General features: G+C 66.0%; 21 protein-coding genes. 11 read left to right on the forward strand and 10 right to left on the reverse strand.

Features of this window, described 5'->3' with window-relative positions:
• The first annotated feature begins 22 nt into the window (after window positions 1-22).
• On the forward strand, window positions 23-1234 hold the full coding sequence (argJ, locus tag SALB1_RS11450) for a bifunctional glutamate N-acetyltransferase/amino-acid acetyltransferase ArgJ (protein WP_109993992.1): 1212 nt from the start codon (window positions 23-25) through the stop codon (window positions 1232-1234).
• A 1-nt stretch (window position 1235) separates the two neighbouring features.
• The gene (locus tag SALB1_RS11455) at window positions 1236-2207 is read left to right on the forward strand and encodes a Nudix family hydrolase (RefSeq protein ID WP_158590717.1); all 972 of its coding nucleotides are present in this window, start codon (window positions 1236-1238) and stop codon (window positions 2205-2207) included.
• Window positions 2208-2266: 59 nt separating this feature from the next.
• On the opposite strand, the gene SALB1_RS11460 is transcribed toward SALB1_RS11455, so the two are convergent.
• From SALB1_RS11460 to SALB1_RS11495, 8 genes are all read right to left on the reverse strand, one after another.
• Window positions 2267-2482 carry a DNA gyrase inhibitor YacG gene (locus SALB1_RS11460; protein ID WP_109993994.1) on the reverse strand — a complete coding sequence of 72 codons (216 nt, stop codon included), beginning with the start codon at window positions 2480-2482 and terminating at the stop codon, window positions 2267-2269.
• 165 nt (window positions 2483-2647) lie between these two features.
• Window positions 2648-3418, reverse strand: a complete 771-nt coding sequence (gene zapD, locus SALB1_RS11465; protein WP_158590718.1) for a cell division protein ZapD — start codon at window positions 3416-3418, stop codon at window positions 2648-2650.
• Between the two features lie 97 nt (window positions 3419-3515).
• Complete coding sequence (gene coaE / locus SALB1_RS11470; RefSeq protein WP_109993996.1) at window positions 3516-4157, reverse strand: dephospho-CoA kinase; 642 nt, start codon at window positions 4155-4157, stop codon at window positions 3516-3518.
• 94 nt (window positions 4158-4251) lie between these two features.
• Window positions 4252-5127: an A24 family peptidase gene (locus SALB1_RS11475; RefSeq protein ID WP_109993997.1), complete on the reverse strand. Its 876-nt coding sequence runs from the start codon at window positions 5125-5127 to the stop codon at window positions 4252-4254.
• Window positions 5127-6353, reverse strand: a complete 1227-nt coding sequence (locus tag SALB1_RS11480; protein WP_109993998.1) for a type II secretion system F family protein — start codon at window positions 6351-6353, stop codon at window positions 5127-5129. Before SALB1_RS11480 ends, SALB1_RS11475 begins: the two co-directional genes overlap by 1 nt.
• A 30-nt stretch (window positions 6354-6383) precedes the next feature.
• Window positions 6384-7763 (reverse strand): sigma-54 dependent transcriptional regulator, encoded by a 1380-nt coding sequence (locus tag SALB1_RS11485; protein WP_109993999.1) that lies wholly within the window; start codon window positions 7761-7763, stop codon window positions 6384-6386.
• On the reverse strand, window positions 7760-9361 hold the full coding sequence (locus tag SALB1_RS11490; protein ID WP_109994000.1) for a PAS domain-containing sensor histidine kinase: 1602 nt from the start codon (window positions 9359-9361) through the stop codon (window positions 7760-7762). The genes SALB1_RS11485 and SALB1_RS11490 overlap by 4 nt, the downstream gene beginning before the upstream one ends.
• Window positions 9358-9573, reverse strand: a complete 216-nt coding sequence (locus SALB1_RS11495; RefSeq protein ID WP_109994001.1) for a hypothetical protein — start codon at window positions 9571-9573, stop codon at window positions 9358-9360. The genes SALB1_RS11490 and SALB1_RS11495 overlap by 4 nt, the downstream gene beginning before the upstream one ends.
• 195 nt (window positions 9574-9768) lie before the next feature.
• On the opposite strand from SALB1_RS11495, the gene sucC reads away from it, so the two are divergent.
• From sucC to SALB1_RS11515, 4 genes are all read left to right on the forward strand, one after another.
• Window positions 9769-10932 (forward strand): ADP-forming succinate--CoA ligase subunit beta, encoded by a 1164-nt coding sequence (gene sucC / locus SALB1_RS11500; protein WP_109994002.1) that lies wholly within the window; start codon window positions 9769-9771, stop codon window positions 10930-10932.
• Between the two features lie 52 nt (window positions 10933-10984).
• Window positions 10985-11854, forward strand: a complete 870-nt coding sequence (gene sucD, locus SALB1_RS11505) for a succinate--CoA ligase subunit alpha (protein ID WP_109994003.1) — start codon at window positions 10985-10987, stop codon at window positions 11852-11854.
• A gap of 866 nt (window positions 11855-12720) precedes the next feature.
• Window positions 12721-13167: a GFA family protein gene (locus tag SALB1_RS11510; protein ID WP_158590719.1), complete on the forward strand. Its 447-nt coding sequence runs from the start codon at window positions 12721-12723 to the stop codon at window positions 13165-13167.
• Window positions 13168-13177: 10 nt separating this feature from the next.
• The gene (locus SALB1_RS11515; RefSeq protein WP_109994005.1) at window positions 13178-14794 is read left to right on the forward strand and encodes an NAD+ synthase; all 1617 of its coding nucleotides are present in this window, start codon (window positions 13178-13180) and stop codon (window positions 14792-14794) included.
• A gap of 75 nt (window positions 14795-14869) precedes the next feature.
• Here the strand turns inward: SALB1_RS11515 and SALB1_RS11520 are convergent, their stop codons facing one another.
• Complete coding sequence (locus SALB1_RS11520) at window positions 14870-15790, reverse strand: outer membrane protein assembly factor BamD (RefSeq protein WP_109994006.1); 921 nt, start codon at window positions 15788-15790, stop codon at window positions 14870-14872.
• Window positions 15791-15935: 145 nt separating this feature from the next.
• Here SALB1_RS11520 and rluD point away from each other — a divergent pair, with 145 nt between their 5' ends.
• The 3 genes from rluD to SALB1_RS11535 all read left to right on the forward strand — a co-directional run bounded on the left by rluD (window position 15936) and on the right by SALB1_RS11535 (window position 19705).
• Window positions 15936-16910 (forward strand): 23S rRNA pseudouridine(1911/1915/1917) synthase RluD, encoded by a 975-nt coding sequence (gene rluD, locus SALB1_RS11525; protein WP_109995399.1) that lies wholly within the window; start codon window positions 15936-15938, stop codon window positions 16908-16910.
• A 5-nt stretch (window positions 16911-16915) separates the two neighbouring features.
• Window positions 16916-17650: a peptidoglycan editing factor PgeF gene (gene pgeF, locus SALB1_RS11530; protein ID WP_109994007.1), complete on the forward strand. Its 735-nt coding sequence runs from the start codon at window positions 16916-16918 to the stop codon at window positions 17648-17650.
• A 108-nt stretch (window positions 17651-17758) separates the two neighbouring features.
• Window positions 17759-19705, forward strand: coding sequence for a PKD domain-containing protein (locus SALB1_RS11535; RefSeq protein ID WP_158590720.1), 1947 nt, complete (start codon window positions 17759-17761; stop codon window positions 19703-19705).
• Between the two features lie 71 nt (window positions 19706-19776).
• Here the strand turns inward: SALB1_RS11535 and uvrA are convergent, their stop codons facing one another.
• Window positions 19777-22725 (reverse strand): excinuclease ABC subunit UvrA, encoded by a 2949-nt coding sequence (gene uvrA / locus SALB1_RS11540; RefSeq protein ID WP_109994009.1) that lies wholly within the window; start codon window positions 22723-22725, stop codon window positions 19777-19779.
• 209 nt (window positions 22726-22934) lie between these two features.
• Here uvrA and SALB1_RS11545 point away from each other — a divergent pair, with 209 nt between their 5' ends.
• On the forward strand, window positions 22935-24305 hold the full coding sequence (locus tag SALB1_RS11545) for an MFS transporter (RefSeq protein ID WP_109994010.1): 1371 nt from the start codon (window positions 22935-22937) through the stop codon (window positions 24303-24305).
• 221 nt (window positions 24306-24526) lie between these two features.
• Window positions 24527-25072 carry a single-stranded DNA-binding protein gene (gene ssb, locus SALB1_RS11550; RefSeq protein ID WP_109994011.1) on the forward strand — a complete coding sequence of 182 codons (546 nt, stop codon included), beginning with the start codon at window positions 24527-24529 and terminating at the stop codon, window positions 25070-25072.
• Window positions 25073-25110: the final 38 nt, after the last annotated feature.

Genomic DNA, 25110 nt, shown 5'->3' on the forward strand with positions numbered 1-25110 from the left:
TGTTGACCCGCGAGCGCTGACCATGGCTGTCAATCTTTCCGAGCCCGGGGCGCTGGTCCCGATCACCGGCGTGCGTTGGGCGACTGCGGACGCTGCCATTAAAAAGCCGGGCGGGGACGACCTGGCGCTGCTCGTGCTCGACGAGGGCGCGACCGTGGCCGGCGTGTTCACGCGGAATGTGTTCGCGGCCGCCCCCGTGGTGCTGGCCCGCCGGCACATGGCCGCGACAGCGCCGCGCGCGCTACTGATCAACAGCGGTAACGCCAATGCCGGCACCGGGCGTCCCGGCGAGGCCGACGCGCTGGCCTGCTGCCAGCGCGTGGCGGATTCGCTGGGCGTAGCGGCCGAGCAGGTGTTGCCGTTCTCGACCGGCGTGATCGGGCAGAGACTGCCGATGTCCCGCATCGAGCCGGTGATTACGGGCCTAGCCGAGGCGTCGACCGAAGATGGCTGGCGCTCAGCCGCGCGCGCGATCATGACCACGGACACCGTGTCCAAGGGGGCGAGCCGGCAGCTGGCGCTCGACGGTGGCATCGTGACCCTGACCGGCATCGCCAAGGGTTCCGGCATGATCCGGCCGGACATGGCCACCATGCTGGCGTTTGTCGCCACCGATGCGGCCGTCCCGGGGCCGGATCTCGACGCCGCACTGCGCGAAGCCGTGGGGGTATCGTTCAACAGCATTACGGTCGACGGCGATACCTCGACCAACGACGCAGCCATGCTGTGCGCGACGGGCGCCGGGGTCGCGCTCGATCGTCGTCGACCGGGCTGGACCGCCTTCGTCGACGCGCTGCGCGATCTCATGACCGAACTGGCCTGTGCCATCGTGCGCGATGCCGAGGGCGCCACGCGCTTCATCACGCTCGCAGTCGATGGGGCGAACAGCGTGGACGAAGCGCGCGCCGTGGCGTTCACCGTCGCGCATTCGCCGTTGTTCAAGACGGCGGCGTTCGCCGGTGATCCCAATTGGGGCCGTATTCTGGCGGCTGTGGGGCGGGCGCCGGTCGCGGATCTGGCCATCGACGGTGTGGCGATCGCGCTGGACGACGTGGCCATCGTGGCCGGCGGCCAGCCGCGGCCCGACTATCGCGAAGCCGATGCCGCCGAGGTGATGAGCCGGGCCGAGTTCACGGTACACATCGGGCTCGGGCGGGGCGATGCCGCGGCCACGGTCTGGACGTCCGATCTGTCCTACGATTACGTTCGCATCAACGCCGAGTATCGAAGCTGAGATGACATCCGAAGCGAGCGATGTACTGGATATCGCGGTCGGTGTGCTGGTCGATGCGCAGGGCCGGGTCCTGATCGCACAACGCCGGCCCGATACCCCCGGTGCCGGCTACTGGGAATTCCCCGGCGGCAAGCGCGAGGCCGGGGAGACGCTATTCGATTGTCTGACCCGCGAGCTGGCCGAAGAGATCGGGGTGACCGATCTGCGCGGTGAGCCGCTGATCCGTTTCGCCCACGATCGCGGCCCACGCCCGGTCCGCCTGCATGTGTGGCGGATCCATGCCTGGACCGGCGAGCCGGGCGGGCGCGAGGGGCAGATCGTGCGCTGGGTCGCGCGCGACGCGCTCGACGAGATCCGGCTTTTGCCGGCGACGGATGTCATCCTGGCCGCGCTGGCGCTGCCGCGGCATTATCTGATCACGCCGCGTCTGACCGGTGCCGATCGCGATGCCTGGTTCGCCGCGCTCGACGAAGCGCTGCGGCGAGGAACGCGGCTGTTGCGCCTGCGCGATCCGGATCTGTCGGATACGCGCTATGCGCGGCTGGCTGGCGCGGTGATTGCGCGTGCGCATCGCCACGGCGCGCTGGTATTGCTCGATCGCGATGCGGATATGGTGGATACGCTCGGCGCCGATGGTCTGCACTGGAGCGCGGCGCGCATCGCCGCCGCCCGGCGACGGCCCGTGGCACGCGAGCTCTGGTTCGCGGCCTCGGCCCATGAGGCCTCGGAACTCGATGCCGCGATCGCGGCGGGTGCGGATTTCGCCAGCCTCTCACCGGTCGCGGTAACCACGACGCATCGCCAGGCCGAGCCGCTGGGCTGGCCCGGGTTCGAAAACCAGCGCGAGGACCGCGCCTTGCCCGTGTATGCGCTCGGCGGCCTCGAGATCGCCGACGAGGGCGATGCGCTGGCACACAACGCGCAGGGCATTGCCGCCATCCGCGGGCTGTGGCCGGGGGCGGCGGACGCCTGAACGCCGCGCGACCGGCTATTTGTTGTGCCCGGCCTCGCCGCCGCGGTTTCTGCATGCCTTCAATGCGTGGGTTCGTCCTGGCCGTAACCGGCGAGCGGCAGCGATGTCGTATCGGCCGAGCCGTCCCGCCCGGGAATCCGGTTGGATTCGTCGAGCCAGTCCCCCAGGTCGATGAGCTTGCAGCGACGCGAACAGAACGGCCGGTAGGCATTCTGCGGCGTCATGTCGACCGGTTCGCCGCACTGGGGGCAGGGAACGTGTTGTTTCGTATTCATGGCGGAAAGCGTAGCGAACAAAACCCGGCCATGGGAACCCGGCGTTGCCCAGGGCTGGGCGAGCACCGGCCCGGCAAGGCGTGCCGAGCGCCGCGTCAGCGCGCCATCGGCGATTGGCGGTGCGGCGGCATAGAGGCGTCGACACGGCGCGCGCGTATGCAACCCTTAGAACCGGCAGCACGCCATGCGGAAGGTGACGCTGTGTTCGGTCTGTCGCAAGTGCAGTTGGCTGTCCTGGTAGCGCATGAAACGCACGGTGGCCCGGTGCCGCCCGCCGCTGATCTCGGGAAATACGCCCGGGTCGTCCAGTAATACGCGGATCATCTGCGTGCCGGTGGCCGTGTTGTGCACGAGTACGCCGCGCTCGGCGACCTCGACGGTCGGCTCGGCGCTGTCGCGCAACAGTCGCAAGAGCAATTGCACGCCGCGCTCGACCGGTTCCACACGCTGGAACCAGCGCGCAATATCGGCATCGATGGCCTCGTCGTCCTGGGCCAGCCAGTGATGGTAGGCCGGTAGATCGAAGCTGCAGGTGCCGCCCGGGATGGCATGGCGGTTGTTGAGGCTGTTGAGCAGTTCGTTGTCGCGCAGTTGATAGGAGGCGAACTGCGGTGGAATCTGCGCCATCTCGCGCGCGATCGTGTCCAATTTCGTCAGAATACCGGTGAGCGCGCTCTGATCGATATCCTCTCGCTCGCTCAGCTGGGACAGATTCGTGCGGCGCAGTTCGAGTTCCTTGCTCACCTGGCCGCGGATATCGTGACGCGACATGACGTTCAGGATATCGAGCAGTGCATCCAGCGTGGCACGGCGGCCCCAGGCGCTCGTGTCGGCGCAGTGGTGGCGCAGGCGGGCGGTCAGGTGCTCGACGCGCAGGAAGGTGCGTATCCGTTCATTGAGCGGTTGTTCGTAACAGAGCACGCCGTCATCGGTCACGCGGGCCTCCCGTGTCCAAATGTCGACGACAAGTCTATGCTGCCGGGGCCGCGGCGCAAAGCCGCGGCCGGGATCGCACCGGCGACAGCAGGCTTGCTTACCCCGGCAGGTGCAGCGGCGGCAGGTCGGTGATCTCGCCGCGGGCCAGACGTTGGTAGCCGGCATGCAGGGCGGCGGCAAGGTCGGCGATGTCCTTGCGCGGCCCGGTGTTGATGAGCACGTCGTCGGCGTATTCCAGCCGCTCCGCGCGCGATTCCTGCGCCGCGATCATCTTGCGCGCCAGGCTGTCGTCGATTTCGTCGCGCCCCTTCAGGCGTTCCAGTTGAACCGGCTCCGGGGCATCGATGACGAGCACACGGTCGACCAGGTTCAGCATGCGCGATTTGACCAGCAGGGGCACCACGAGGATGCAATACCCGGAATCCACGGCATCGCTCTGGCGCGCCAATTCGCTGCGAATGCGCGGATGGGTGATGGCTTCGAGATCGCTGCGGGCGGCGGCGTCGTCGAACACGATACGGCGCAGGGTGTGACGCTTGAGCCGGCCCGCCTCGTCCACGATGTCCGCGCCGAATCGCGACACAATCTCGTCCAGCGCGGGTTGCCCGGGCGCCACGATTTCGCGGGCGACGGTATCGGCGTCGATGATGGTCACGCCGAGGCGTTCGAAGGCCGATGCCACCACGGATTTGCCGCTGGCAATGCCGCCGGTCAGGCCGACACGAAGTTTACGACTCATACCCGGTCTCCACGAGCGGTTCGAACGAAGTTGCGGCCGGCGGCCGTTTTGTCATCAATCTGTCGCCGATGACCGTTAGCGTCGAGCACAGGCACTAGCGCAATCCCGAAAGCGTCAAATAGGCGTGCAGGATTGTATCGCCTGCGACCAGTGCCAGCCAGCCGCCGAATGCCAACCACGGGCCGAACGGCATGGCGCTGCCCCGCGATAGCCGCCCCGAGGCGATCAGCGCGCCGCCGACCAGCGCGCCACCCAGCGACGCGGCCAGCAGGGCGAGCGGTAGTTGCGCCCAGCCCAGCCATGCGCCGAGCGCGGCCGCGAGCTTGAAGTCGCCGTGGCCCATGCCGATCTTGCCCGTAGCCAGACGAAACCCCTGGAACACCGTCCACAGCACCCCGTAGCCGGCTGCCGCGCCGACGATGGCATCAGCCGGCCCGGGTGCGGTCGGCGCCAGCTGCGCCACGCTGACCAGCAAGCCCGCCCAGAGCAGCGGCAGGGTCAGCGCATCCGGCAGCAGTTGGGTACGGAAATCGATCGCGGCCAGGGTCAGCAGTGTCCAGGACACGGCGACCATGCAGCCGCCCCAGGCGGTCGCGCCGAAGCGTGCGACCGCGAGCACGGCCAGCAGCGCTGCAGCCGTCTCGATGGCCGGATACTGCAACGAAATCCGCGCACCACAGGCCGCACAACGCCCGCGCAGCATGAGATAGCCGACGACCGGCAAGTTATGCCTGGCCCTGATCGGCGTTTGGCAGTGCGGGCAATGCGAGCGCGGCACCGCCAGATCGAAGCGCGCCGGCTGCGGCTCGGGCCCGGGCAGTTCGAGGATGTCCGCGGCATCGCGGCGCCAGTGTGCTTCCATCATGGTCGGCAGGCGCCGAATCACCACGTTGAGGAAGCTGCCGACGACCAGTCCGATAACGGCGACCGCAATATAGACGAATGCGGGCGGCAAGCCAGCCGGCCCCATCAGACCACCGACCCGAGCTTGAAGATGGGCAGATACATGGCAATCACGAGCCCGCCCACCAGCACGCCGATGACCGCCATGATCATCGGCTCGAGCAGGGAAGACAGGCCGTCCACCTGGGCATCCACCTCCGACTCGTAGAAATCGGCCACGCGGCCGCACATGGCATCCAGGGCGCCGGCTTCTTCGCCGATCTTGATCATTTGATGCGCCATGCTCGGGAACCGGCCGGTGTTGGCCATGGCGAGCTCCAGGCGCTGGCCGGATTCCACCTGCCCGCGCATCTGGTGGATCGCTTCCTCGAAGGCCACGTTGCCCGCGGCACGGGCGACCGAATCCAGTGCCTCAACCAGTGGCACGCCCGCCGCGAACATCGTGGCCAGTGTGCGGGAAAAGCGGGCGACGGCGGCGTTGTCGACGATCGAGCCGACCACGGGCGCACGCAGCAGCACGCGATCGAGTGCGCGCCGGAATCGTCGCGATCGTCGGCGCGCGATCACGAAACCGTAGCCGGCGCCGAACACGACGGCGAGAATCAGCCACCACCAATGCTGCACGGTTTCCGACAATCCGATCACCATCAGCGTAAATGCCGGCAGATCCGCGCCGAAGCCGCGAAACAGCGACTGGAACTGCGGTACCACGAAATACAGCAGAATGCCCATGACGATGATGGCCACGATGATCACCGCGGTCGGATAGAACAGGGCCTTGCGTACCTTGGTCTTGATCGCCTCGGTCTTTTCCTTGTAGGTGGCGATCTTGTCGAGTAGATCCTCAAGCGTGCCGGAGCGCTCGCCGGCCGCGACCAGGTTCACGAACAGTTCGTCGAAATAACGCGGATGACGGGATAACGCCTCGGCCAGCGGCAGCCCCGATTCGATGTCCTCGCCGATGGCGTTGACCAACTCGGCCAGACTCGGATTCGAGGCGCCCTTGGCCACGATGTCCAGCGACTGCACCAGCGGCACCCCGGCGCCCAGCATGGTGGCGAGCTGGCGCGAGAGAATCGCGATATCGCCGGCCTTGATCTTCTTCTTGCGCTTGCCGCCGATGCCGAACAGTTTTGTCTGCTTGCGTACGCGCAACGGGTTGATGTTCTGGCGGCGCAGCGTGGCGCGCACCATGGCCTCGTTCGGGCCCTCGGTCTGGCCCTTGACCCGGGTGCCGTTGCGGTCGGTGCCGATCCAGAAGAACGTATGGTTTTCGGTGCGTGTTTCTGCCATGAGGCCTCTTCGCTGCCGGATGTGGCCCGGCTATTCCATGCCCAGTTTGGCCAGGCGATAGCGCAGTGCCCGGAACGTGATACCCAGCCGCTGCGCGGCCTTGGTCTTGTTGTAACGGCAGGCCTCCAGCGCGCTTTGAATGCGCTCGCGCTCCAGGGCCTCGAGCTGGCTTTCCAGATCGACGGATTCGTCGAGCACTATGTCGGCCGGATTCGAGGCCACGGCATCGGCCAGTGGTGAGTGCAGCCGCAGGTACTCGCGCTCGATCAGTGGCGATTCGGCCAGGGTCACGGCGCGTTCCAGAATGTTTTCCAGCTCCCGGATATTGCCGGGAAAGTTGTAGCGCAGCAGCGCAGCGAGTGCCTCGTCGGTCAGCCGGGGCGTGCGCTCGAGCCGCATCTTGCGTGCCAGGCCGGCGAGGATACGGTCGGAAAGCGCTGGAATGTCGTCCGTACGCTCGCGTAGCGGCGGCACCTTTACCTCGATGACATTCAGCCGGTAGTAAAGATCCTCGCGAAAACGGCCCCGCGCCACTTCGATCGACAGATCGCGATGGCTGGCACTCACGACACGAACGTCGACCGCTGTTTCCATGGTTGCGCCCACCGGCCGGATCGAGCGCTCCTGGATCGCGCGCAGCAGCTTGACCTGCATCGCCAGCGGGAGATCGGCGATCTCGTCGAGAAACAGCGTGCCGCCGTCCGCGCGCGCGAACAGCCCCGGTGTGTCGCGTGTCGCGCCCGTGAACGCGCCGCGCAGGTAGCCGAAGAATTCCGATTCCATCAGTGCCGCCGGAATCGCGCCGCAGTTCACCGGCACGAACGCACCGTTCACGCGCGGACCCTCGGCATGGATCATGCGCGCCACCAGTTCCTTGCCGGTACCGGATTCGCCCGTGATATAGACTGGCGCCTGGCTGCGCGCCAGCTTGGCGATGGTCTCGCGCAGGCGCGCCATCGTCTCGGTCTGACCGACCAGCCGGGGCGAGACATCCAGCGAGGGGTGGGGCGGGGCGTCGTGATCGAGCCCGGCCAGCTTGAGCGCCTGGGCGACCAGGGCCCGCAGCCCGGCGACATCGATCGGCTTGGAGACGAAATCGAAGGCGCCCGCCTTGAGGCTGGCTACGGCCGCCTCGGCGCTGCCGTAGGCGGTGATCACGGCCACCGGGCAGCTCTTGGCCCGGTCATTGATGTGTCGGACCAGTTCGATGCCTTCGCCGTCGGGCAGGCGCATGTCGGTCAGACACAGATCGAAGTGTTGGTCGTCGAATCGGCGCCGGGCCGTGGTGAGATCGGCGACCGCCACGGTTTCGATGCCCATCCGGCCGAGCGTGATTTCCAGAAGCTCGCGGATGTCGGCCTCGTCGTCGACGATCAGAGCGCGTGCGGCGTTCTGGGCTGCGGCGTTCATGAATTCGGGTCCTCATCAATCGTGCGGGGCAACAATATACGAAAGCAGGCCCCGCGCGCGTGGTTCATTGGGATGAGGCGGGCGCCGTTGGCCTCGCAGAGCTCACGCGCGATGTGCAGCCCGAGGCCGGTGCCGTCGGCCGCGGTGGTGAAGAACGGTTCGAGGATGCGATCCAGCAGATCGGGGGCGATCCCGGGCCCGTCATCGACGATATCCAGCACCAGATTGCGGTTGGCGTCGATGTGCGCGCGGAGCTCGATCCGAGGCGCGCGATCACGCCGCGCATGCCGGTTGCTGTTGTCCCAGAGACTGAACAGAACCTGGCGCAACTGACTCGGATCGAAACGTACGCGGTGGAATGGCCAGTCGCCCATTTGCGAGAACTGCGGCGGGTCGTCGCGGGTCTCGCGATAATCGGCGACCATCTCGGGTACCCAGGCGGCCAGTTCCAGGATGCGCGGTTGTTGCGCGGAGCGCCGGGCCAGACCCAGCACGTCCGAGATGATGCGATCGATGCGCTGACAATGGCGATGGATCATGGCCAGCAGCCGGCGGTCGTCCGCGCCCAGTCGCGGTGACTCGGCCAGCAGCTGCTCGGCGTGACTGATTGCGCCGAGTGGATTGCGGATCTCATGGGCGATGCTCGCGGTCAGCCGTCCGAGCGACATCAGCTTCATCTGCTGCGCCTGCTCGCTGGCGCGCCGCGCGTCGTCGAGAAAGATCAGGGTCGGCGTCTCGTCGCCACCCAGCGCCGAGAACTGCGGCTGCAACGGACGCCCGGCCACCTCGATCAGCGGCGGGATGGCATGCCGACTGCGCCAGGTGGCGAGTGTTTCGGTCAAGGTCGGCGGCAGGTCGGTGAGCGTTGCCGGGGGCGATTCGGCGTCGGAGTAGTCGAGCAGTTCCAACGCGGCGTGGTTGAGAATCTGAATCCGGTCGTTCGCGTCGACGACGATGGCGCCGGTCTGCATGCGATCGATGATGCGCCGGTTCAATTCGGCCATGTCGCGCGCCTGGCTGGCATGGCTGGCCGCCGATGCATCGCTGACCCGGATACGGCGGGCCAGGCCGTAGGCCACGAAGACGGTGGCGAAGTACAACGCCCCGAGAATGCCGGCTTGAACGAAATCGGTATGGGCGTCGGCGAGCTGCCAGTGCCGCAGAATCTCCTGGCCGATCAAGCCCAGCGCCGCGAGCGCGGCGAGCAGTCCGGACAGGCGCGACGGCAGCAGAATGCCGGCGGCGGCCAAGGGTGCCAGCAGCAGCATCGCCAGCCCGCCCGAGGCGCCGTTGCCGCTGAAGCTCGCCAGCACGATCATCACCACATCCACCAGGATCTGGACGAACAGGTGCACCGCCAGCCCGGGCCAGTGCACCAGCGCGGCCCCGGCCAGACATGCCGCCAGTGCCAGATAGGTCAGGCAGACAGCGCGGAACAGGCTGGGAAAGTCGGGCGCGAACAGGCCATGGCCATCGGCGGCGCTGAGAGTGGCGACCAGGCCGAAGGCGATCGCACTGCGATAGAACGACAAGGTGACCGCGGACCGCCAGGTCGTGCCCGTATGCACGACGTGCGCGCGCCGAGCGTCCCGATTCATGCGCTTTCGTCGTGGCTCTGGCAGCAATAGCCCCGGGTATCGTGACGGGCCAGGCGCCGATCCAGGTAAGCGCCGCAAACATGGCAACGCACGGTCGGCGTGAACGCGGCGCGCTTGTCGGCCTTATCATCCACCGGACGGCGCGGCAGCGCGCGACGCAGCACGAGCCAGACGGCGCCGATGGCGCATAAAATCAGAATCAGGCGGGCCATGACCTTGGCGTTGTTGTCGTCCCCACCCCTGCAGCATACCCAAGCCGTGCGCCGGTCACGAGCGATTCATGGTCGGGGTGGGCGGCGATGCGCCCGTGCCGTATGCCGGGACCAAGTTGTGATCGGTGCCGCAAGACGCGACAATGCGCGCCGCTTTCTTACGTTTTTCAGTTTGTTTGCAATCGAGGCGATCCCATGAACGTTCACGAATATCAGGCCAAGGAAATCTTCGCACGCTTCGGCGTGCCGGCCGGCGAGGGCAAGGTCGCCCGCTCGGCCGATGAAGCCGTGTCGGTGGCCAAGGAACTCGGCGGCGAACGCTGGGTGGTCAAGGCCCAGGTCCATGCCGGCGGGCGTGGCAAGGCCGGTGGCGTGAAGCTGGTCGACAGCGTGGACGAGGTCAAGAAAGTTGCGTCCGAGATGATCGGCTCGACCCTGACCACGCACCAGTCCGGCGGCGTAGCACTGCCGATCAATGCGGTCTATGTGGAAAAGCCCGCCGATATCCAGAACGAACTGTATCTGTCGGTGCTGGTCGACCGTGCCACCCGCCGCGTCACCTTCATCGCCTCGCCGGAAGGCGGCATGGACATCGAGGAAGTCGCCGAATCCACGCCGGAGAAGATCACCCAGATCGCCATCCACCCGGCGGCCGGCTTCCAGGCCTACCAGGGGCGTCAACTCGGTTTCTTCCTCGGACTGGACAAGAAACAGGTCGGCGAATTCGTCAAGGTCATGAAGGGCCTGTACGACATGTTCATGGAAACCGACGCCTCGCTGGTCGAGATCAACCCGCTGGTCACCACCGGCGACGGCGGCCTGGTCGCGCTCGACGGCAAGCTCAACTTCGACGACAACGCGCTGTTCCGGCACAAGGAATTCGCCGACATGCGCGACATCACCCAGGAGAATGAGCGCGAGGCCCAGGCCGCCGAGCACGATCTCAACTACATCCAGCTCGACGGCAACATCGGCTGCATGGTCAACGGCGCCGGCCTGGCCATGGGCACCATGGACCTGGTCAAGCTGCACGGCGGCGAGCCGGCCAACTTCCTGGACGTCGGCGGCGGCGCCACCACCGAACGCGTGACCGAGGCGTTCAAGCTGATCACCGCCGGTGAAGGCGTCAAGGCCATTCTGGTCAACATCTTCGGCGGCATCGTGCGTTGCGATCTGATCGCCGAAGGCATCATCACCGCAGCCAAGGACGTCGGCATCAACGTGCCCGTCGTGGTGCGCCTGGAAGGCACCAACGCCGAGGAAGGCCGCAAGCTGCTGGACGAATCCGAATACGACCTCATCGCCGCGCAGGATTTGACCGACGCGGCCAAGAAGGTGGTCGCCGAGGCCCGCGGCTAGGCCCCGGCCCGTCATCGATCGTCCCAGGATTTACCGAGCAGGATTTTAAGACATGAGCATTCTCGTCAATTCCGACACCAAGCTGATCGTCCAGGGCTTCACCGGCAGCCAGGGCACCTTTCACTCCAAGCAGTGCATCGAGTACGGCACGAACATCGTGGGCGGCGTCACGCCCGGCCGCGGCGGGGAGACCCATCTCGATCTGCCGGTGTTCAACACCTGCGCCGACGCGGTTCGTGAAACCGGCGCCAACGCCACGATGATCTACGTCCCGGCCCCGTTCGCCGCCGACGCGATCCTCGAGGCCGCCGATGCCGGCATCAAGACCATTATCTGCATCACCGAGCACATCCCGGTGCTCGACATGCTGCGCGTGCGCGCCGCACTCGATGACTCCGACTCGGTGCTGATCGGCCCGAACTGCCCCGGCGTGATCACCCCGGGCGAGTGCAAGATCGGCATCATGCCGGCGCATATTCACCAGAAGGGCAAGATCGGCATTGTCTCCAGGTCCGGCACGCTCACCTATGAAGCCGTGTTCCAGACCACCCACAACGGTCTCGGTCAGTCGACCTGTGTCGGCATCGGCGGCGACCCGATCCACGGCCTGGACTTCACCGACGTGCTCGAAATGTTCGAGAACGACCCGCAGACCGAAGGCGTGGTCATGGTCGGCGAAATCGGCGGCACTGCCGAGGAAGAGGCGGCCGAGTTCATCAAGCACCACATGAAAAAGCCGGTCGTGGCTTACATCGCAGGTGTGACCGCGCCCCCCGGCAAGCGCATGGGCCATGCCGGTGCCATCATCTCCGGTGGCAAGGGCACAGCGGACGACAAGTTCGCCGCACTCGAAGCCGCCGGTGTCGCCACGGTGCGCTCCACCGCCGAAATCGGCACCAAGATGGAAGAAGTTCTGGGCTGATCGCCCGGGCGCTTCCGCCTATCGAGCCGGCATCGCATGCTGCGGTGCCGGCTTTTTTGTGTCCCCGATCTGTTTTCGTGGCGCGCTCAGACAGGCCAGCCCGCAAATGAACGCGAATGAGGCCAATGGCGGGCCGGTGTTGCGCGCGGCTGGCGCCGGGCGCTGTTGCTTTTTCCGGGCTTCGTTGCGCGAAGCAAGGGTCCACAGATTCACACCGATGTACGCAGATGGCGGTTAGTCGTCAGTGGCGCTGATTCGATCGTGGCGCGAACGACTGTATGCGCTTGGTTCCCAACCGAATCATTCGAGTTACGAGTTTAGTTCTGCTCCGTAGCCGATTAGCAGACGTAGGTCGGCTTAGGCCGCAGGCCGTAAGCCGACATGGCCGACCGCACCCCACTCGCGGATAGGCGTCCATGTCGGATTACGCTGCGCTAATCCGACCTGCACGACTTTTTCCGGGCTTCGTTCCGCGAAGAAAACGGTCCGCAGATCGACGCAGATACACGCAGATACGGTTTTATTTCCGTGGCATAGATGATTCAAGGCGCTAATCGGCGACCGAGTCGGCCGGAACCGATAGATTGAGAATTCATCAACGATCGAAGCTCGGGCGGTTTGTCGCGCCCGCGACCGATCCGGCGCTCTCAATGATCAACCGCGATCTGCGTGTATCTGCGTCGATCTGCGGACAAATGTCTTAAAAACTAAGCGATCGACGGGTAACGCCCCGACTTGCTGTTGCAGCCACGGCACGCAGTGATCGGTAGAATAAGCGGCCTGTTATTTCGGTACGGATCGGTGGGGCGGCGCCGGGCCGGTGGCCCCAGACCTGCACGGTCCGATGCCCATACGGAGCTTTTTCCTTGGCGACCGTCTACGAATTATCCTGCGACTGCGGCGCGACCCGCCTGGTCGCGCGCGGCGAACCGAGCCGCAGCACGTTCTGCCACTGTGAGAGCTGTCGCAAGCTCTACGGCGTGGAAGTACTGTCGGCCAGTGCCTGGCCCAATGAATCGGTCAAACGCACGGTCTCGGACGATGCGACGCTGATCGGGCATCGGTTGGCCGGCCGGCGCATGTGGCGCTACCACTGCTCACACTGCGGCCGGTTGATGCATGGGCGCAACCGGCGCGGGGAGATCGTGATTCCCAACGAACGCTTTCGCGACGCCGCCGGCGGGCGCCTGCCGGATGCGGTGAAACCGGTCGCGCATCTGTTCTACAACCAGCGCGTGCTTGATATCGCGGACAATCTGCCCAAACATGCCGGCGACAGCGGGGATGCGGTCCCCGAGCCCACCGAGGGATAGAGGACTGACAATGAGCGATTCTTCGCTACGCGTGGCCATGGCCCAGCTCAACGTATGGGTCGGGGACATCGACGGCAATGCCCGCCAGATCATTCAGGCTGCCGAGGCCGCGCGCGATCGCGACGGGGCGGATATCTTGGTCACGCCCGAGCTGGCGCTGCTGGGTTACCCGCCGGACGATCTGCTGCTGCGCCGCGGGTTGCCGTCGGCGATCGATGCGGCGATCGAGCGGCTGACGCGTGAGCTTTCGGGCATCACCGTCGTAATCGGTTATCCCGAGTATGTGGACGATGCGATCTATAACGCCGCCGTCGTCGTTCGCGATGGCCAGCGCATCGGCAATTATCGTAAGCAGTGCCTGCCCAATTACGGTGTGTTCGACGATCGCCGTCACTACGAGCCGGGTGACACGGCCTGTGTGTTCGAGCTGGCCGGCCATCGGGTCGGCGTGACCATCTGCGAGGATCTCTGGGAAGAAGGTCCGACGGCACAAGCCGCAGCGGCCGGCGCCGACATTCTGGTCAATCTCAACGCCTCGCCATTTCATGTCGACAAACAGAGCGAACGCGAGGCGTTGCTGGCCCGACGGGCGCAGACCAACGGTCTGGCGATCTGCTATATCAACAGCGTGGGCGGTCAGGATGAACTGGTCTTCGACGGACGCTCCTGCGCGGTCGATGCCCAGGGGGGGATCATCGCGCGCGCGCCGGCCTTCGAGGCCGGCGTGTTCGGCGTCGATTGGTCGCCGGCCAACGCCAGCGGGGAGATCGCCGAGCTGCCGAGCCCGGAAGCCTTGATCTACGACGCGCTGGTGCGCGCGACGCGCGATTATGTCGATCGCAACGGTTTTCCCGGCGCATTGATCGGCTCCTCCGGCGGCATCGATTCGGCACTCGCGCTGGCCGTGGCCGCCGATGCGCTCGGTGGCGACCGGGTCTGGGCCGTGTCCATGCCGTCGCGCTATACCGCCGACATCAGCAATGTGGACGCCGCCGACCAGGCCGAGCGCATGGGCGCCCGCTACGACGAAGTGCCGATCGAGAAGGGGTTTGCCGCGCTGCTGGAAACGCTCGGCCCCATCTTCGGCGATCGCGCGGCCGATACCGCGGAGGAGAATCTGCAATCACGCATTCGCGGCGCCCTGTTGATGTCGATGTCGAACAAGTTCGGGCATGTCGTGCTCGCCACCGGCAACAAGTCGGAGATGGCGGTGGGCTATGCCACGCTATACGGCGACATGTGCGGCGGGTTCGCGCCGCTCAAGGATGTCTACAAGACCTGGGTCTATCGTCTGGCGAAATTCCGCAACACCCGCGGCGAAGTCATCCCGGCCCGCGTGATCACCCGTCCGCCCTCGGCCGAGCTGCGCGACGATCAGGCCGATACCGACACCCTGCCGGAATATGATGTGCTCGATCCGATCATCGAGGCCTACGTCGAGGACGGCGCCTCGATCGAGGATATCGTCGCGCGCGGCTTTGCCGAAGACGACGTGCGCCAGGCCGCCGGGTTGATCCGGCGTAATGAATACAAGCGCCGGCAGGCAGCCCCCGGGCCGAAGGTGACCCATCGCGCCTTCGGCCGTGACCGCCGCTATCCGATTACCGCGGTCTACGGCGACCTGTAGACGCGAGCGGTAATCAGGCCAAAAAAAGCCGCGCCGGTTATCCCGCGCGGCTTTTTTCGTGCCGGGCTGAACGTGTCAGCCGTTATCGCTATCCTGCTGGCTAGAGGAGCCGCCGCCATTGGCCGATTTCTTGCCGACGGTCGGCGGGGCGCCCATGTCCGGCAGTTTATAGTCCGGCTTGTCGCCGGCCTGCTGGCGATAGAATTCCTTGCGATGGAGCAGGTAGTTCGGATAAGAGACCTGCAGAACGGCGCGGGTGTCCTCGGCCAGATCGGGCAGGTTCAGCTTGGCGTAGGATTGCTCCATGATCTCCAGTGCGCGCGGCACCGAGTCCGAGCCCTGATAGTGCTTGACGATGCCCGCGGCGCGGCGGCTGGAGGCCACGTAGGCGCGGCGTTTGTAGTAGTACTCCGCGATATGCAGGTCGTGCGCTGCGACACGATTGCGGATATTGATCATGTGTAGCTGCGCATCCTTGGCGTAATCGCTGTTCGGATAGTTCTTCAGCAGCAGGCTGAAATCGTTGAATGCCTGCTTGAGATACTGCACGTTGCGCTTGTCCGGATTCGAGCCCAGCAGGCCCGGATTGTTGCGCGCATAGTTCGACAGTCCGCGCATGTAGTAGACATAGTCGATATGCGGATTGCGCGGATGCTGCTTGATAAAGCGATCGGCGGCATCCACGGCCTGCTCGTAGTCATGCGCGTCGTAGTGCGCGGTAACCGTTTCCAGCTCCGATTGCGGCGCATATTTGGAAAACGGGAACCGGGCGCTTACCTCCGCGTACAATGGCAGCGCCTGGCTGGGCTGCCCGTGCATGAGAAAATCGCGCGCCGACTTGTAGAGCCGCTTCGCGTCCGCCGATTTGAGCTTGTGCCCCTGGCGGTCGGTCAGTGGTTTCTTGCTGTAACCGGTTTCGTCGATCCCCTTGTCGGAGGCGCAGCCGGCCATCACCAAGGTGACGATCACGCCCAGCGCGAGAACGATTTTTCGCATGCGAGCCCCGAAGCGCGTGACAACCGCGCGTTTTTGATATGCAAAACAAGGCCGAAGTATACCTATGAACCCGCGAATGAGTCATACGAATGCGAACCGCGGCCCCGCGCCGGCGGCCGCTTGAACCGGCATGACGGGGCTGACCATGAATAACCACGCGGCCGATGCGCGCATCGAGCTGACCATTCCCGCCGAATATGCCGGCACGCGCCTGGACAAGACGCTCGCCGACCTGTTGCCCGACTATTCGCGTTCGCGGCTCAAGCAGTGGCTGACCGGCGGTGACCTCACGGTCGACGGCGCCTCGCCCGCGCCCAAGACCGCCGTGGCCGGCGGCGAGATCGTGCGCCTCGCCGTGCCGGACGAGCCGCACGACGCCGAGGTGGCGCCGGAGCGCATTGCGCTCGACATCATCCACGAGGACGACGCGATCCTGGTGCTCAACAAGCCGGCCGGGCTGGTCATGCATCCGGGCGCCGGCAATCGCGACGGCACGCTGCAGAATGCCCTGGTCGCCCACGACGCGTCGTTAGCGGCGCTGCCGCGCGCCGGCATCGTGCACCGGCTGGATAAGGACACCTCCGGCATCCTCGTGGTGGCCAAGACCTTTGCCGCGCACAAGCAGCTGGTCGACGATCTGGCCGAGCGCACGGTCAAGCGTGAGTACGAAGCCGTGGCGGTGGGCGTGATGACGGCCGGCGGACATGTCGATGCGCCCATCGATCGCCACCCGGTGGATCGCAAGAAGATGGCCGTGCGCGAGGCCGGGCGGGAGGCGGTGACCCACTACCGCGTGATCACGCGCTACCGTGCACATACCCATATTCGTTGCCAGCTCGAGACCGGGCGCACGCACCAGATCCGCGTGCATCTGGCGTACGCTCGTTATCCGCTGCTGGGCGACCCGGTCTATGGCCGCCGGCTCAGCGTGCCCAAGGAATCCAGTGACGGGTTCGCCGAGGCGCTGCGCGGGTTCCGGCGTCAGGCCCTGCATGCGGCGACCCTGGGGCTGACCCACCCGGCAACCGGGGAGGCCATGCAATGGAGCGCGCCGCGGCCGGCCGATTTCGAGCGTCTGCTCGCCGCCCTGGCTGCGGACGCGGCGGAGCACGGCCAGTGAACCCGATGCGCGATTTCCTGGCTGCGGACTGGCCTGCCCCCGGCCATATCCGTGCCGGAACCACCTTGCGCACGGGCGGGGCGAGTGCCCCGCCATTCGCCAGCCTCAACCTCGGCGCGCATACCGACGATACCGCGCGCGCCGTGAATGACAATCGTGCGCGCCTGGCCACCGCACTTGCACTGCCGGCCGAGCCGTCCTGGCTGACACAGGTCCACGGCACGACGGTGGCCGACCTGGATGCCGGTCATGCCGGTCCGGCGGACGCCGCCGTAACGTCCCGCGCCAACCGCGTGCCGGCCGTGCTCACCGCCGACTGTCTGCCGGTGGTGCTATGTGATACATGCGGCACCTGTTGGGCCGCGGCGCATGCGGGGTGGCGTGGGTTGGCGGCGGGCGTGCTGGAAGCGACCGTTGCCGCGATGGCGGCTGAGCCGGGCGATCTGCTGGCCTGGATGGGCCCGGCGATTGGCCCGGAACACTTCGAAGTCGGTGCCGATGTCCGCGAGGCTTTTGTCTCGCGGCATGCCGAATCCGCGCGCATGTTTACGCCGAAGGCGAAAGAGGGTAAATATCAAGCTGATATTTATGGGCTGGCGCGATTGCGGCTTGCATGCGCGGGCGTCACACGCGTGTTCGGGGGCGGGCTGTGCACGGTGGCGGCGCCGGAGCGTTTCTATTCCTTCCGACGCGACGGCGCGACCGGTCGGATGGCGACGCTGATCTGGTCGGCCCGCTGAGATTGGGCGGGGGCCTGCGAGGGGCAGGTCGAACGACAATCGGCATCGTCGAGCGGGCGAGCCGGATCGAGCGCCGATCATCTCGACGGCGCGATTGGGGGAATGGCGATGGCATTGAATCGAATCGTGTGCTTCGCGGCATGCCTGGGTCTGACGTTTGCGCTCGCCGGTTGCGGCGGCGGGGGCAATAGCAGTAGCGGCAATAATAACAACAGCGGCGGCGGGGGCAGCACGGCCTGCACCACACCCGCCGGATTCAGCGACAACGCGGGCGCCGATCAGAACGTCAAGACGGGGGCCCGGGTTCAGCTCGACGGCACGGCCAGCCACGGCGCGGGCGGTGCGGCGCCGGCCAGCTATCAATGGTCGTTCACCGCGCGCCCGAACGGCAGCAGCGCGACGCTCAGCAGCGCGCGCAGCGCGGCGCCGCAGTTCACGGCCGACCAGCCGGGACAATACGTCGTGAAACTCGTGATCGACGGCAAGAATCAATGTGCGGCACAGACCGATAGTGTGACCGTGACCGCGACCCCGCCGGGGTCGAACGCGGTGCCGACCGCGAACGCGGGCTCCGGCCAGAGCGTCATCGTCGGCGCGAGCGTGGTACTCAGTGGCGCGCGCAGTTTTGATCCGGACGGCAATACGCTGACCTATGCCTGGCAGTTCGTCTCGCGGCCGGATGGCAGTAGTGCCAGTCTGGCGGATGCCAATACGGTCTCGCCGTCATTCACGGCCGACAAGGCGGGCACCTACGTCGTGGGGCTGCGGGTCAACGACGGCAGTGCAACCAGCGCGCAGGATACCGTCACGGTTGTGGCCGCGGCCAGCGGCAACGCCAGGCCGGTGGCCGACGCCGGGCCGGATCAGGCCGTGGCCGTGAACTCGATTGTGCGACTCAACGGCAGCGCGAGCCGGGATCCGGAGAATCGGCTGCTGACGTACCACTGGCATTTCGTGTCCAAGCCCAGCGGCAGCAGTGCCGCGCTCACCGGTGCCGATACCGCCGAGCCGGTGTTCCAGCCGGATATCGCGGGGAACTATGTGGCCTCGCTCACCGTGACAGCCGGTTCGGATACGAGCCTGCCCGACACCGTGATCGTGAGTGCATCGAAGCCCAATGCGCCGCCGACCGCCGATGCCGGGCCCGATCAGAATGTGATCGCCGGTGTGCTGGTGCATCTGGACGGCACTGCCAGCAGCGATCCCAATGGCGACACTCTGAACTATCACTGGACGTTCGTATCGATGCCGGCCGGCAGCCAGACGGCACTGACCGGTGCTGCCAGCGCGACGCCTGCCTTTACCCCGGACCAGTCGGGCCAGTACGTGGTGGAGCTTGTCGTCGACGACGGCCAGGCGCAAAGCACGCCGGATACTGTCGTGATCACCGCGTCTGCGGGCAACAGCGCGCCAGTGGCGGATGCCGGTAGCGATCGCAATGTGGCCGTGGGTAGCCAGGTTCAACTGGATGGCAGCAACAGCTCGGATGCCAACAACGATGCCCTGACCTATCAGTGGATCTTGATTTCGCGACCGGCGGGCAGCACCGCCGCGTTGAGCTCTGCCGATACGGCGACGCCGAGCTTCACTGCCGATGTCGTGGGGTTTTACGTTCTGGCGCTGCAGGTCAACGACGGCCAGGCCGACAGCGCGCTCGATCTGGTCGTCATTACGGCTAGCCCAACGCTGGCACTCTACGTGAATCAAAACGGGGGCTATCAGAGTGCCGGTGGCAGCGGCCAAACCGCCACGATCCAGGTTCCGGTCGGCGGTCAGGATGTATTGCTCGACAACTTTCGGGTGAAAGCGCTCAGTAGCGATTTCACCATCACCAATGTGCAGACGACTTCCGCGACCACGCCCAAGGGTCCCATCGTGCCGTACTTCCACGGGCTGTCCCAGGGCGACCAGATTGCGGCCGGCGATCAGCTCGACTTCGCCACGCAGCTGTATTCGGTGCCGAATGCGCCGGGCCAGTATCAGGTGAAGCTACAGTTCACGGCCAGCCCGAGCGGCAAGACGTATCGGTTCACCTACAACGTGACCATCCCGTAACGAGCCGCTCGCCGGCCAGACGCCGCCCGCCGCCGGCGCTTGCGACCGGCGGCAGCGGGTGACGGTCGGCGTCAGCTGGCGGTGGCGTTGTTTTTCGGCCGGCCGGGGGACTTCCGGGTTTTCTTCTCTTTTTTCGGCGGCAGCGCCAGGTCGCGCTTGTCGCCAGCGGTGTTGTGGCCGGTGCCGGGCCGTGCATCGCCCAGCATGGGTTTGAGGAACTGTCCGGTGTGCGATGCCGCCACCTCGGCCACATCCTCCGGCGTGCCGGTGGCGATGATCTCGCCACCGCCCGAGCCGCCTTCCGGGCCGAGATCGATCAGCCAGTCGGCGGTCTTGATCACGTCCAGATTGTGCTCGATCACGACCACGGCGTTGCCGGCCTCGCGCAGGCGCAGCAGTACCTCCAGCAGATGCTTGATGTCGTGGAAGTGCAGGCCGGTTGTCGGTTCGTCCAGCAGATAGAGCGTGCGCCCGGTATCGCGCTTGGATAGCTCGCGGGCGAGCTTGATGCGCTGGGCCTCGCCGCCGGACAGCGTGGTCGCGTTCTGGCCCAGCTTGACGTAGGACAGGCCGACGTCGATCAGCGTGTCCAGCTTGCGCTTGAGGCTCGGCACCGGGGCGAAGAACTCGGCGGCTGCCTCGACCCGCATGTCCAGTACCTCGGCGATGGTCTTGCCCTTGTAATGGACTTCCAGCGTTTCGCGGTTGTAGCGCGCGCCGTGGCAGGTCTCGCAGGTGACGTAAATATCCGGCAGGAAATGCATTTCCACCTTGATCACGCCGTCGCCCTGACAGGTTTCGCAGCGTCCGCCCTTGACGTTGAACGAAAACCGCCCCGGCTTGTAACCGCGGGCCCGGGCTTCCGGCGTGTTGGCGAACAGCTCGCGGATAGTGCCGAACAGGCCGGTATAGGTGGCCGGGTTGGAGCGCGGCGTGCGCCCGATCGGCGCCTGGTTGATATCGATGACCTTGTCCAGATGCTCCAGGCCGTCGATCGCGGTCACCGGCGCGGCGCGCGCCACGGCCCGATTGACCTGACGCGCGGCGGCCGGGAACAGGGTCTCGTTGATCAGCGTCGACTTGCCCGAGCCGGATACGCCCGTCACGCAGGTGAGCTGGCCCATGCAGAACGCGGCATCCACGTTCTTGAGATTGTTGCCGCGCGCGCCGCGGATCCGGATCTGGCGCTTGGCGTCGTAAGCGATCCGCCTGTCGGGGATCGGAATGGTCAGCCGGGACGACAGATACTGGCCGGTCAGCGAATCCGGGTGCGCGGCGATCTCGGCCGCCGTGCCCTGGGCGATGAGCTGGCCGCCGTGATCGCCCGCGCCCGGGCCCATGTCGACCACGTAGTCGGCCTCGCGGATGGCGTCCTCGTCGTGCTCGACCACGATCACGGTATTGCCGAGATCGCGCAGGCGTTCCAGCGTATTCAGCAGGCGGCGGTTGTCGCGCTGGTGCAGGCCGATGGACGGTTCGTCCAGCACATACATCACGCCCACCAGCCCGGCGCCGATCTGGCTGGCCAGGCGAATGCGCTGGGCCTCGCCGCCTGAAAGCGTCTCGGCGCTGCGCGACAGGGTCAGATAATTCAGTCCGACATCCAGCAGGAATTTCAGCCGCTGGTTGATCTCCTTGAGGATGGGGGCTGCGATCTCGGCGCGATGGCCGCGAATCGTGAGGTTGTCGGCGATCTCGTAGGCGCCGGAAATACTGGCCGCGTTGATCTCGGGCAGGGTCTTGTCGGCGACGCGGACATGCCGTGCCGCCTCATTCAGACGCGCGCCGTCGCAGGTCGGGCAGGCCTTGTCCGACAGATACTTGGCCAGTTCCTCGCGTACCGCCAGCGAATCGGTCTCGGCATAGCGGCGCTGCATGTTGTCGAGCACGCCCTCGAAGGCATGCTTGCGACGGCGCGTGTTGCCGCGCGCGTTGACGTAGCGGAACTCGATCTTTTTGCCGCCGGAGCCGTTCAGAATCACCTTGCGGGCCGGGTCCGGCAAATCGCGCCAGGGCGTGTCCACGTCGAAGCCGTAGGTTTCGGCCAGCGATTCGATCAGGCCGAAGAAATACGGGTTGCGCCGGTCCCAGCCGCGTACCGCGCCGCCGGCCAGACTCAAGCTGTCGTCGGTGATCACCCGATCCACGTCGAACACACTCTGCGAGCCCAGGCCGTCGCAGGTCGGGCAGGCGCCATGCGGCGAGTTGAACGAAAACATCCGCGGTTCCATGTCGTTGATGGAATAACCGCAGACCGGACAGGCGAACCGGGAAGAAAACACCTCTGGCTCGGCCTCTACGGCCCAGGGCATGATCCAGGCGATGCCTTCCGACAGCCGCAGCGCGGTCTCGAACGACTCGGCCAACCGCTGCTGGATGCCGTCGCGCACCTTGAAGCGATCGACCACGACTTCCAGATCGTGTTTCTTCTTGGGATCGAGTTCGGGCACGTTCTCGTCGAGCTCGATGATCTCGCCGTCGACGCGCATGCGTACGAAGCCCTGGCCGCGCATCTGCTCGAAGATCTCCCGATGCTCGCCCTTGCGCGAGCGGATCACCGGTGCGAGCAGCATCCAGGCGGATTCGGCCGCCTTGGTCAGCGTCTGGTCGACCATTTCCGACACGCTCTGGGCGGCCAGCGGCTCGTCGTGGTGCGGGCAGAAGGGCGTGCCGGCGCGCGCGAACAACAGGCGCAGGTAATCGTGGATTTCGGTAACCGTGCCCACCGTCGAGCGCGGGTTGTGCGAAGTCGACTTCTGCTCGATCGAGATCGCCGGCGACAGTCCCTCGATGGAATCCAGGTCCGGTTTTTCCATCATCGACAGGAACTGGCGGGCATAGGCCGACAACGATTCGACGTAACGCCGCTGGCCCTCGGCATAGATCGTGTCGAAGGCGAGCGACGACTTGCCCGAACCGGACAGGCCGGTGATCACGATCAACTGATCGCGGGGCAGGTCGACGTTGATGTTGGCGAGATTGTGCGTCCGCGCGCCGCGGATGCGGATATGACTTTCCATTAATGGCTGCATCGGACAAGGTCAACCGCTGAGTATACCCAGTGCGGCAAGCGCGTCGTAATCCGGGGAACCCGGACGCTGTGATAATCTTTCGCGCCTTGTCGCCGGACGCGTTGGGCACGACGCGCCACGGTCCGAATGCCAACCGTGCCGCGAGGCCTCCCGAGGGGGATCGGGAATCGGCGACGCGGCCAAACCACGGGCGACGTATGAACCAGTTCGAAAAACGCGCGGCCATGGCGCTGGCGAGCATCTTTTCCTTGCGGATGCTCGGCCTGTTCATGATCTATCCGGTGTTCACCTTCTACTCGAAGCAGCTCACCGGCTCGACGCCGATCCTGGTGGGTCTGGCGCTGGGCGCCTACGGGCTGACCCAGGCCTTGCTGCAGATTCCGCTCGGCTTTGCCTCCGATCGTTTCGGCCGCAAGCACATCATCGCCGGCGGCCTGGTGATTCTGGCCATCGGCAGCGTGGTGGCGGCGTTGTCGACCTCGATCTACGGCGTCATTTTCGGCCGCATCCTGCAGGGATCGGGCGCGGTCGGCTCGACCATTCTGGCGCTCAATGCCGATCTGACGCGCGAGGAAACCCGCACCAAGGCCATGGCCATGATCGGCATCAGCATCGGCCTGGCTTTCGCCGTGGCGATGGTGCTCGGCCCGCTGATCAGCGGCTGGGTCGGCGTGCCGGGTATTTTCTGGTTCACCGCGCTGCTGTCGCTGCTGGGTCTGTTCGTGCTTTACGGTGCGACGCCCGAGCCCAAGGCCGCGCGCTCGCATCGCGACGCCGAGGCCGTGCCGGCGCTGTTCAAGCGTGTGCTCACCAACGGCGAACTGCTGCGGCTGGATTTCGCGATCTTCATCCTGCACACCATCCTCACGGCCAGCTTCATCGTGCTGCCGCGCCTGCTGCACAATGTCGGCGGCGTGCACGAGGACTACCAGTGGGTGGTCTATCTGCCGGTACTGGCGGTGTCGGTGGCGCTGATGCTGCCGGTGATCATCGTCGCCGAGGCCAAGCGTCAGATGAAGCCGGTGTTCGTGGGCTCGATCGCCGCGTTGCTGGTCAGTCAGGTCATCCTGACGTTCTACCACGCCAGCCTGGCCGAACTGATCGTGATGATGGTGGTGTTCTTCACCGCCTTCAACGTCATGGAGGCGACGCTGCCGTCGCTGATTTCCAAGGTCGCACCGGCCGATGCCAAGGGCACCGCACTGGGCGTGTATTCCAGTGCGCAGTTCTTCGGCATTTTCGTGGGCGGTGCGATCGGGGGCTGGACCTACAGTGTCGGCGGTTATGCCGGCGTGTTCGGTTTCTGCGCGCTGGCCGCGCTGGTCTGGCTGTTCGTGGCTGCGACCATGCCCAAACCGCGTTTCGCGCGGACGTTCATGGTGCATGTCGGCGACGTGGACGACGACGCGGCGCGCCGGCTGGCGGGCGAGATCGAAGCCATCGACGGCGTGTTCGAGGCCGTGGTGGTGCCCGAGGACGGCGTGGCCTATATCAAGTACGACGGCAAGGTCGTGGGCACCGAAGCCTTCGAACCCTTCAGCACGCACGCCGCGGCGACCGCGTCCTGAGCAATCGGCCGTCCGCGGTGGCGGCGCGCCTCGCGCCATGCGGGCCCGGCTCGACCGGACGCTGTCCGTCCCTGGCGCAGCGCATGGCCTGGGTCGGGTCGTGAATGACGCGGTGGCGCGTGTTGCGCCCAGTCGGGCATCACGAATTGTCGGCGCCATGTAGAATCGACGCCGATCGAATCTTTGCATCGCGTAATACGGCACACGTACGGAGTCCTGTCATGGCAAGTCGAGGCGTCAACAAGGCCATCATTATCGGTAACCTCGGGGCCGATCCGGAAACGCGCTATACCGCGGGCGGTACGGCGGTCACCAACGTCAATGTCGCGACCTCGGAAAGCTGGCGCGACAAGTCGTCGGGTGAAATGCAGGAACGCACCGAATGGCATCGGGTGGTGTTCTTCGCCCGCCTGGCGGAAGTGGCCGGCGAGTATCTGCGCAAGGGGTCCAAGGTCTACGTCGAGGGCCGGATCCAGACGCGCAAGTGGCAGAACAAGGACGGTGTCGATCAGTACACCACCGAAATCGTGGCCAACGAGATGCAGATGCTCGATTCCCGCGGCGCCGGCCAGGGCGGCAGCGCGCCGTTCGGCGGCGGGGGGCAGCGCAGCCAGGGCGGAGCCCAGGGTGGCGGCCAAAATTACGGCGGCAGCCAGGGTGGTGGCCAGAGCAGTAACCAGGGCGGCGCGCCGCAGTACCAGCGCCCGCAGCCGGCCGGCGGCGATCCCGGCTTCGATGACGACCTGGACGACGATATTCCGTTCTAGGGCCGGGTCCGGCGCGGGCCCTGCGCCGGCACGCGAAC

The organism is Salinisphaera sp. LB1 (assembly GCF_003177035.1).
GTDB lineage: Bacteria > Pseudomonadota > Gammaproteobacteria > Nevskiales > Salinisphaeraceae > Salinisphaera.

Excerpts from the sequence above, each read along its gene's own strand:
- argJ (WP_109993992.1), top strand. The coding sequence starts at position 23 with ATGGCTGTCAATCTTTCCGAGCCCGGGGCGCTGGTCCCGATCACCGGC.
- sucC (WP_109994002.1), top strand. The coding sequence starts at position 9,769 with ATGAACGTTCACGAATATCAGGCCAAGGAAATCTTCGCACGCTTCGGC.
- sucD (WP_109994003.1), top strand. The coding sequence starts at position 10,985 with ATGAGCATTCTCGTCAATTCCGACACCAAGCTGATCGTCCAGGGCTTC.
- pgeF (WP_109994007.1), top strand. The coding sequence starts at position 16,916 with ATGCGCGATTTCCTGGCTGCGGACTGGCCTGCCCCCGGCCATATCCGT.
- SALB1_RS11480 (WP_109993998.1), bottom strand. The coding sequence starts at position 6,353 with ATGGCAGAAACACGCACCGAAAACCATACGTTCTTCTGGATCGGCACC.
- rluD (WP_109995399.1), top strand. The coding sequence starts at position 15,936 with ATGAATAACCACGCGGCCGATGCGCGCATCGAGCTGACCATTCCCGCC.
- SALB1_RS11535 (WP_158590720.1), top strand. The coding sequence starts at position 17,759 with ATGGCATTGAATCGAATCGTGTGCTTCGCGGCATGCCTGGGTCTGACG.
- SALB1_RS11490 (WP_109994000.1), bottom strand. The coding sequence starts at position 9,361 with ATGAATCGGGACGCTCGGCGCGCGCACGTCGTGCATACGGGCACGACC.
- SALB1_RS11475 (WP_109993997.1), bottom strand. The coding sequence starts at position 5,127 with ATGGGGCCGGCTGGCTTGCCGCCCGCATTCGTCTATATTGCGGTCGCC.
- coaE (WP_109993996.1), bottom strand. The coding sequence starts at position 4,157 with ATGAGTCGTAAACTTCGTGTCGGCCTGACCGGCGGCATTGCCAGCGGC.
- SALB1_RS11485 (WP_109993999.1), bottom strand. The coding sequence starts at position 7,763 with ATGAACGCCGCAGCCCAGAACGCCGCACGCGCTCTGATCGTCGACGAC.
- SALB1_RS11455 (WP_158590717.1), top strand. The coding sequence starts at position 1,236 with ATGACATCCGAAGCGAGCGATGTACTGGATATCGCGGTCGGTGTGCTG.
- SALB1_RS11515 (WP_109994005.1), top strand. The coding sequence starts at position 13,178 with ATGAGCGATTCTTCGCTACGCGTGGCCATGGCCCAGCTCAACGTATGG.
- SALB1_RS11545 (WP_109994010.1), top strand. The coding sequence starts at position 22,935 with ATGAACCAGTTCGAAAAACGCGCGGCCATGGCGCTGGCGAGCATCTTT.
- SALB1_RS11460 (WP_109993994.1), bottom strand. The coding sequence starts at position 2,482 with ATGAATACGAAACAACACGTTCCCTGCCCCCAGTGCGGCGAACCGGTC.
- SALB1_RS11495 (WP_109994001.1), bottom strand. The coding sequence starts at position 9,573 with ATGGCCCGCCTGATTCTGATTTTATGCGCCATCGGCGCCGTCTGGCTC.
- uvrA (WP_109994009.1), bottom strand. The coding sequence starts at position 22,725 with ATGGAAAGTCATATCCGCATCCGCGGCGCGCGGACGCACAATCTCGCC.
- ssb (WP_109994011.1), top strand. The coding sequence starts at position 24,527 with ATGGCAAGTCGAGGCGTCAACAAGGCCATCATTATCGGTAACCTCGGG.
- SALB1_RS11520 (WP_109994006.1), bottom strand. The coding sequence starts at position 15,790 with ATGCGAAAAATCGTTCTCGCGCTGGGCGTGATCGTCACCTTGGTGATG.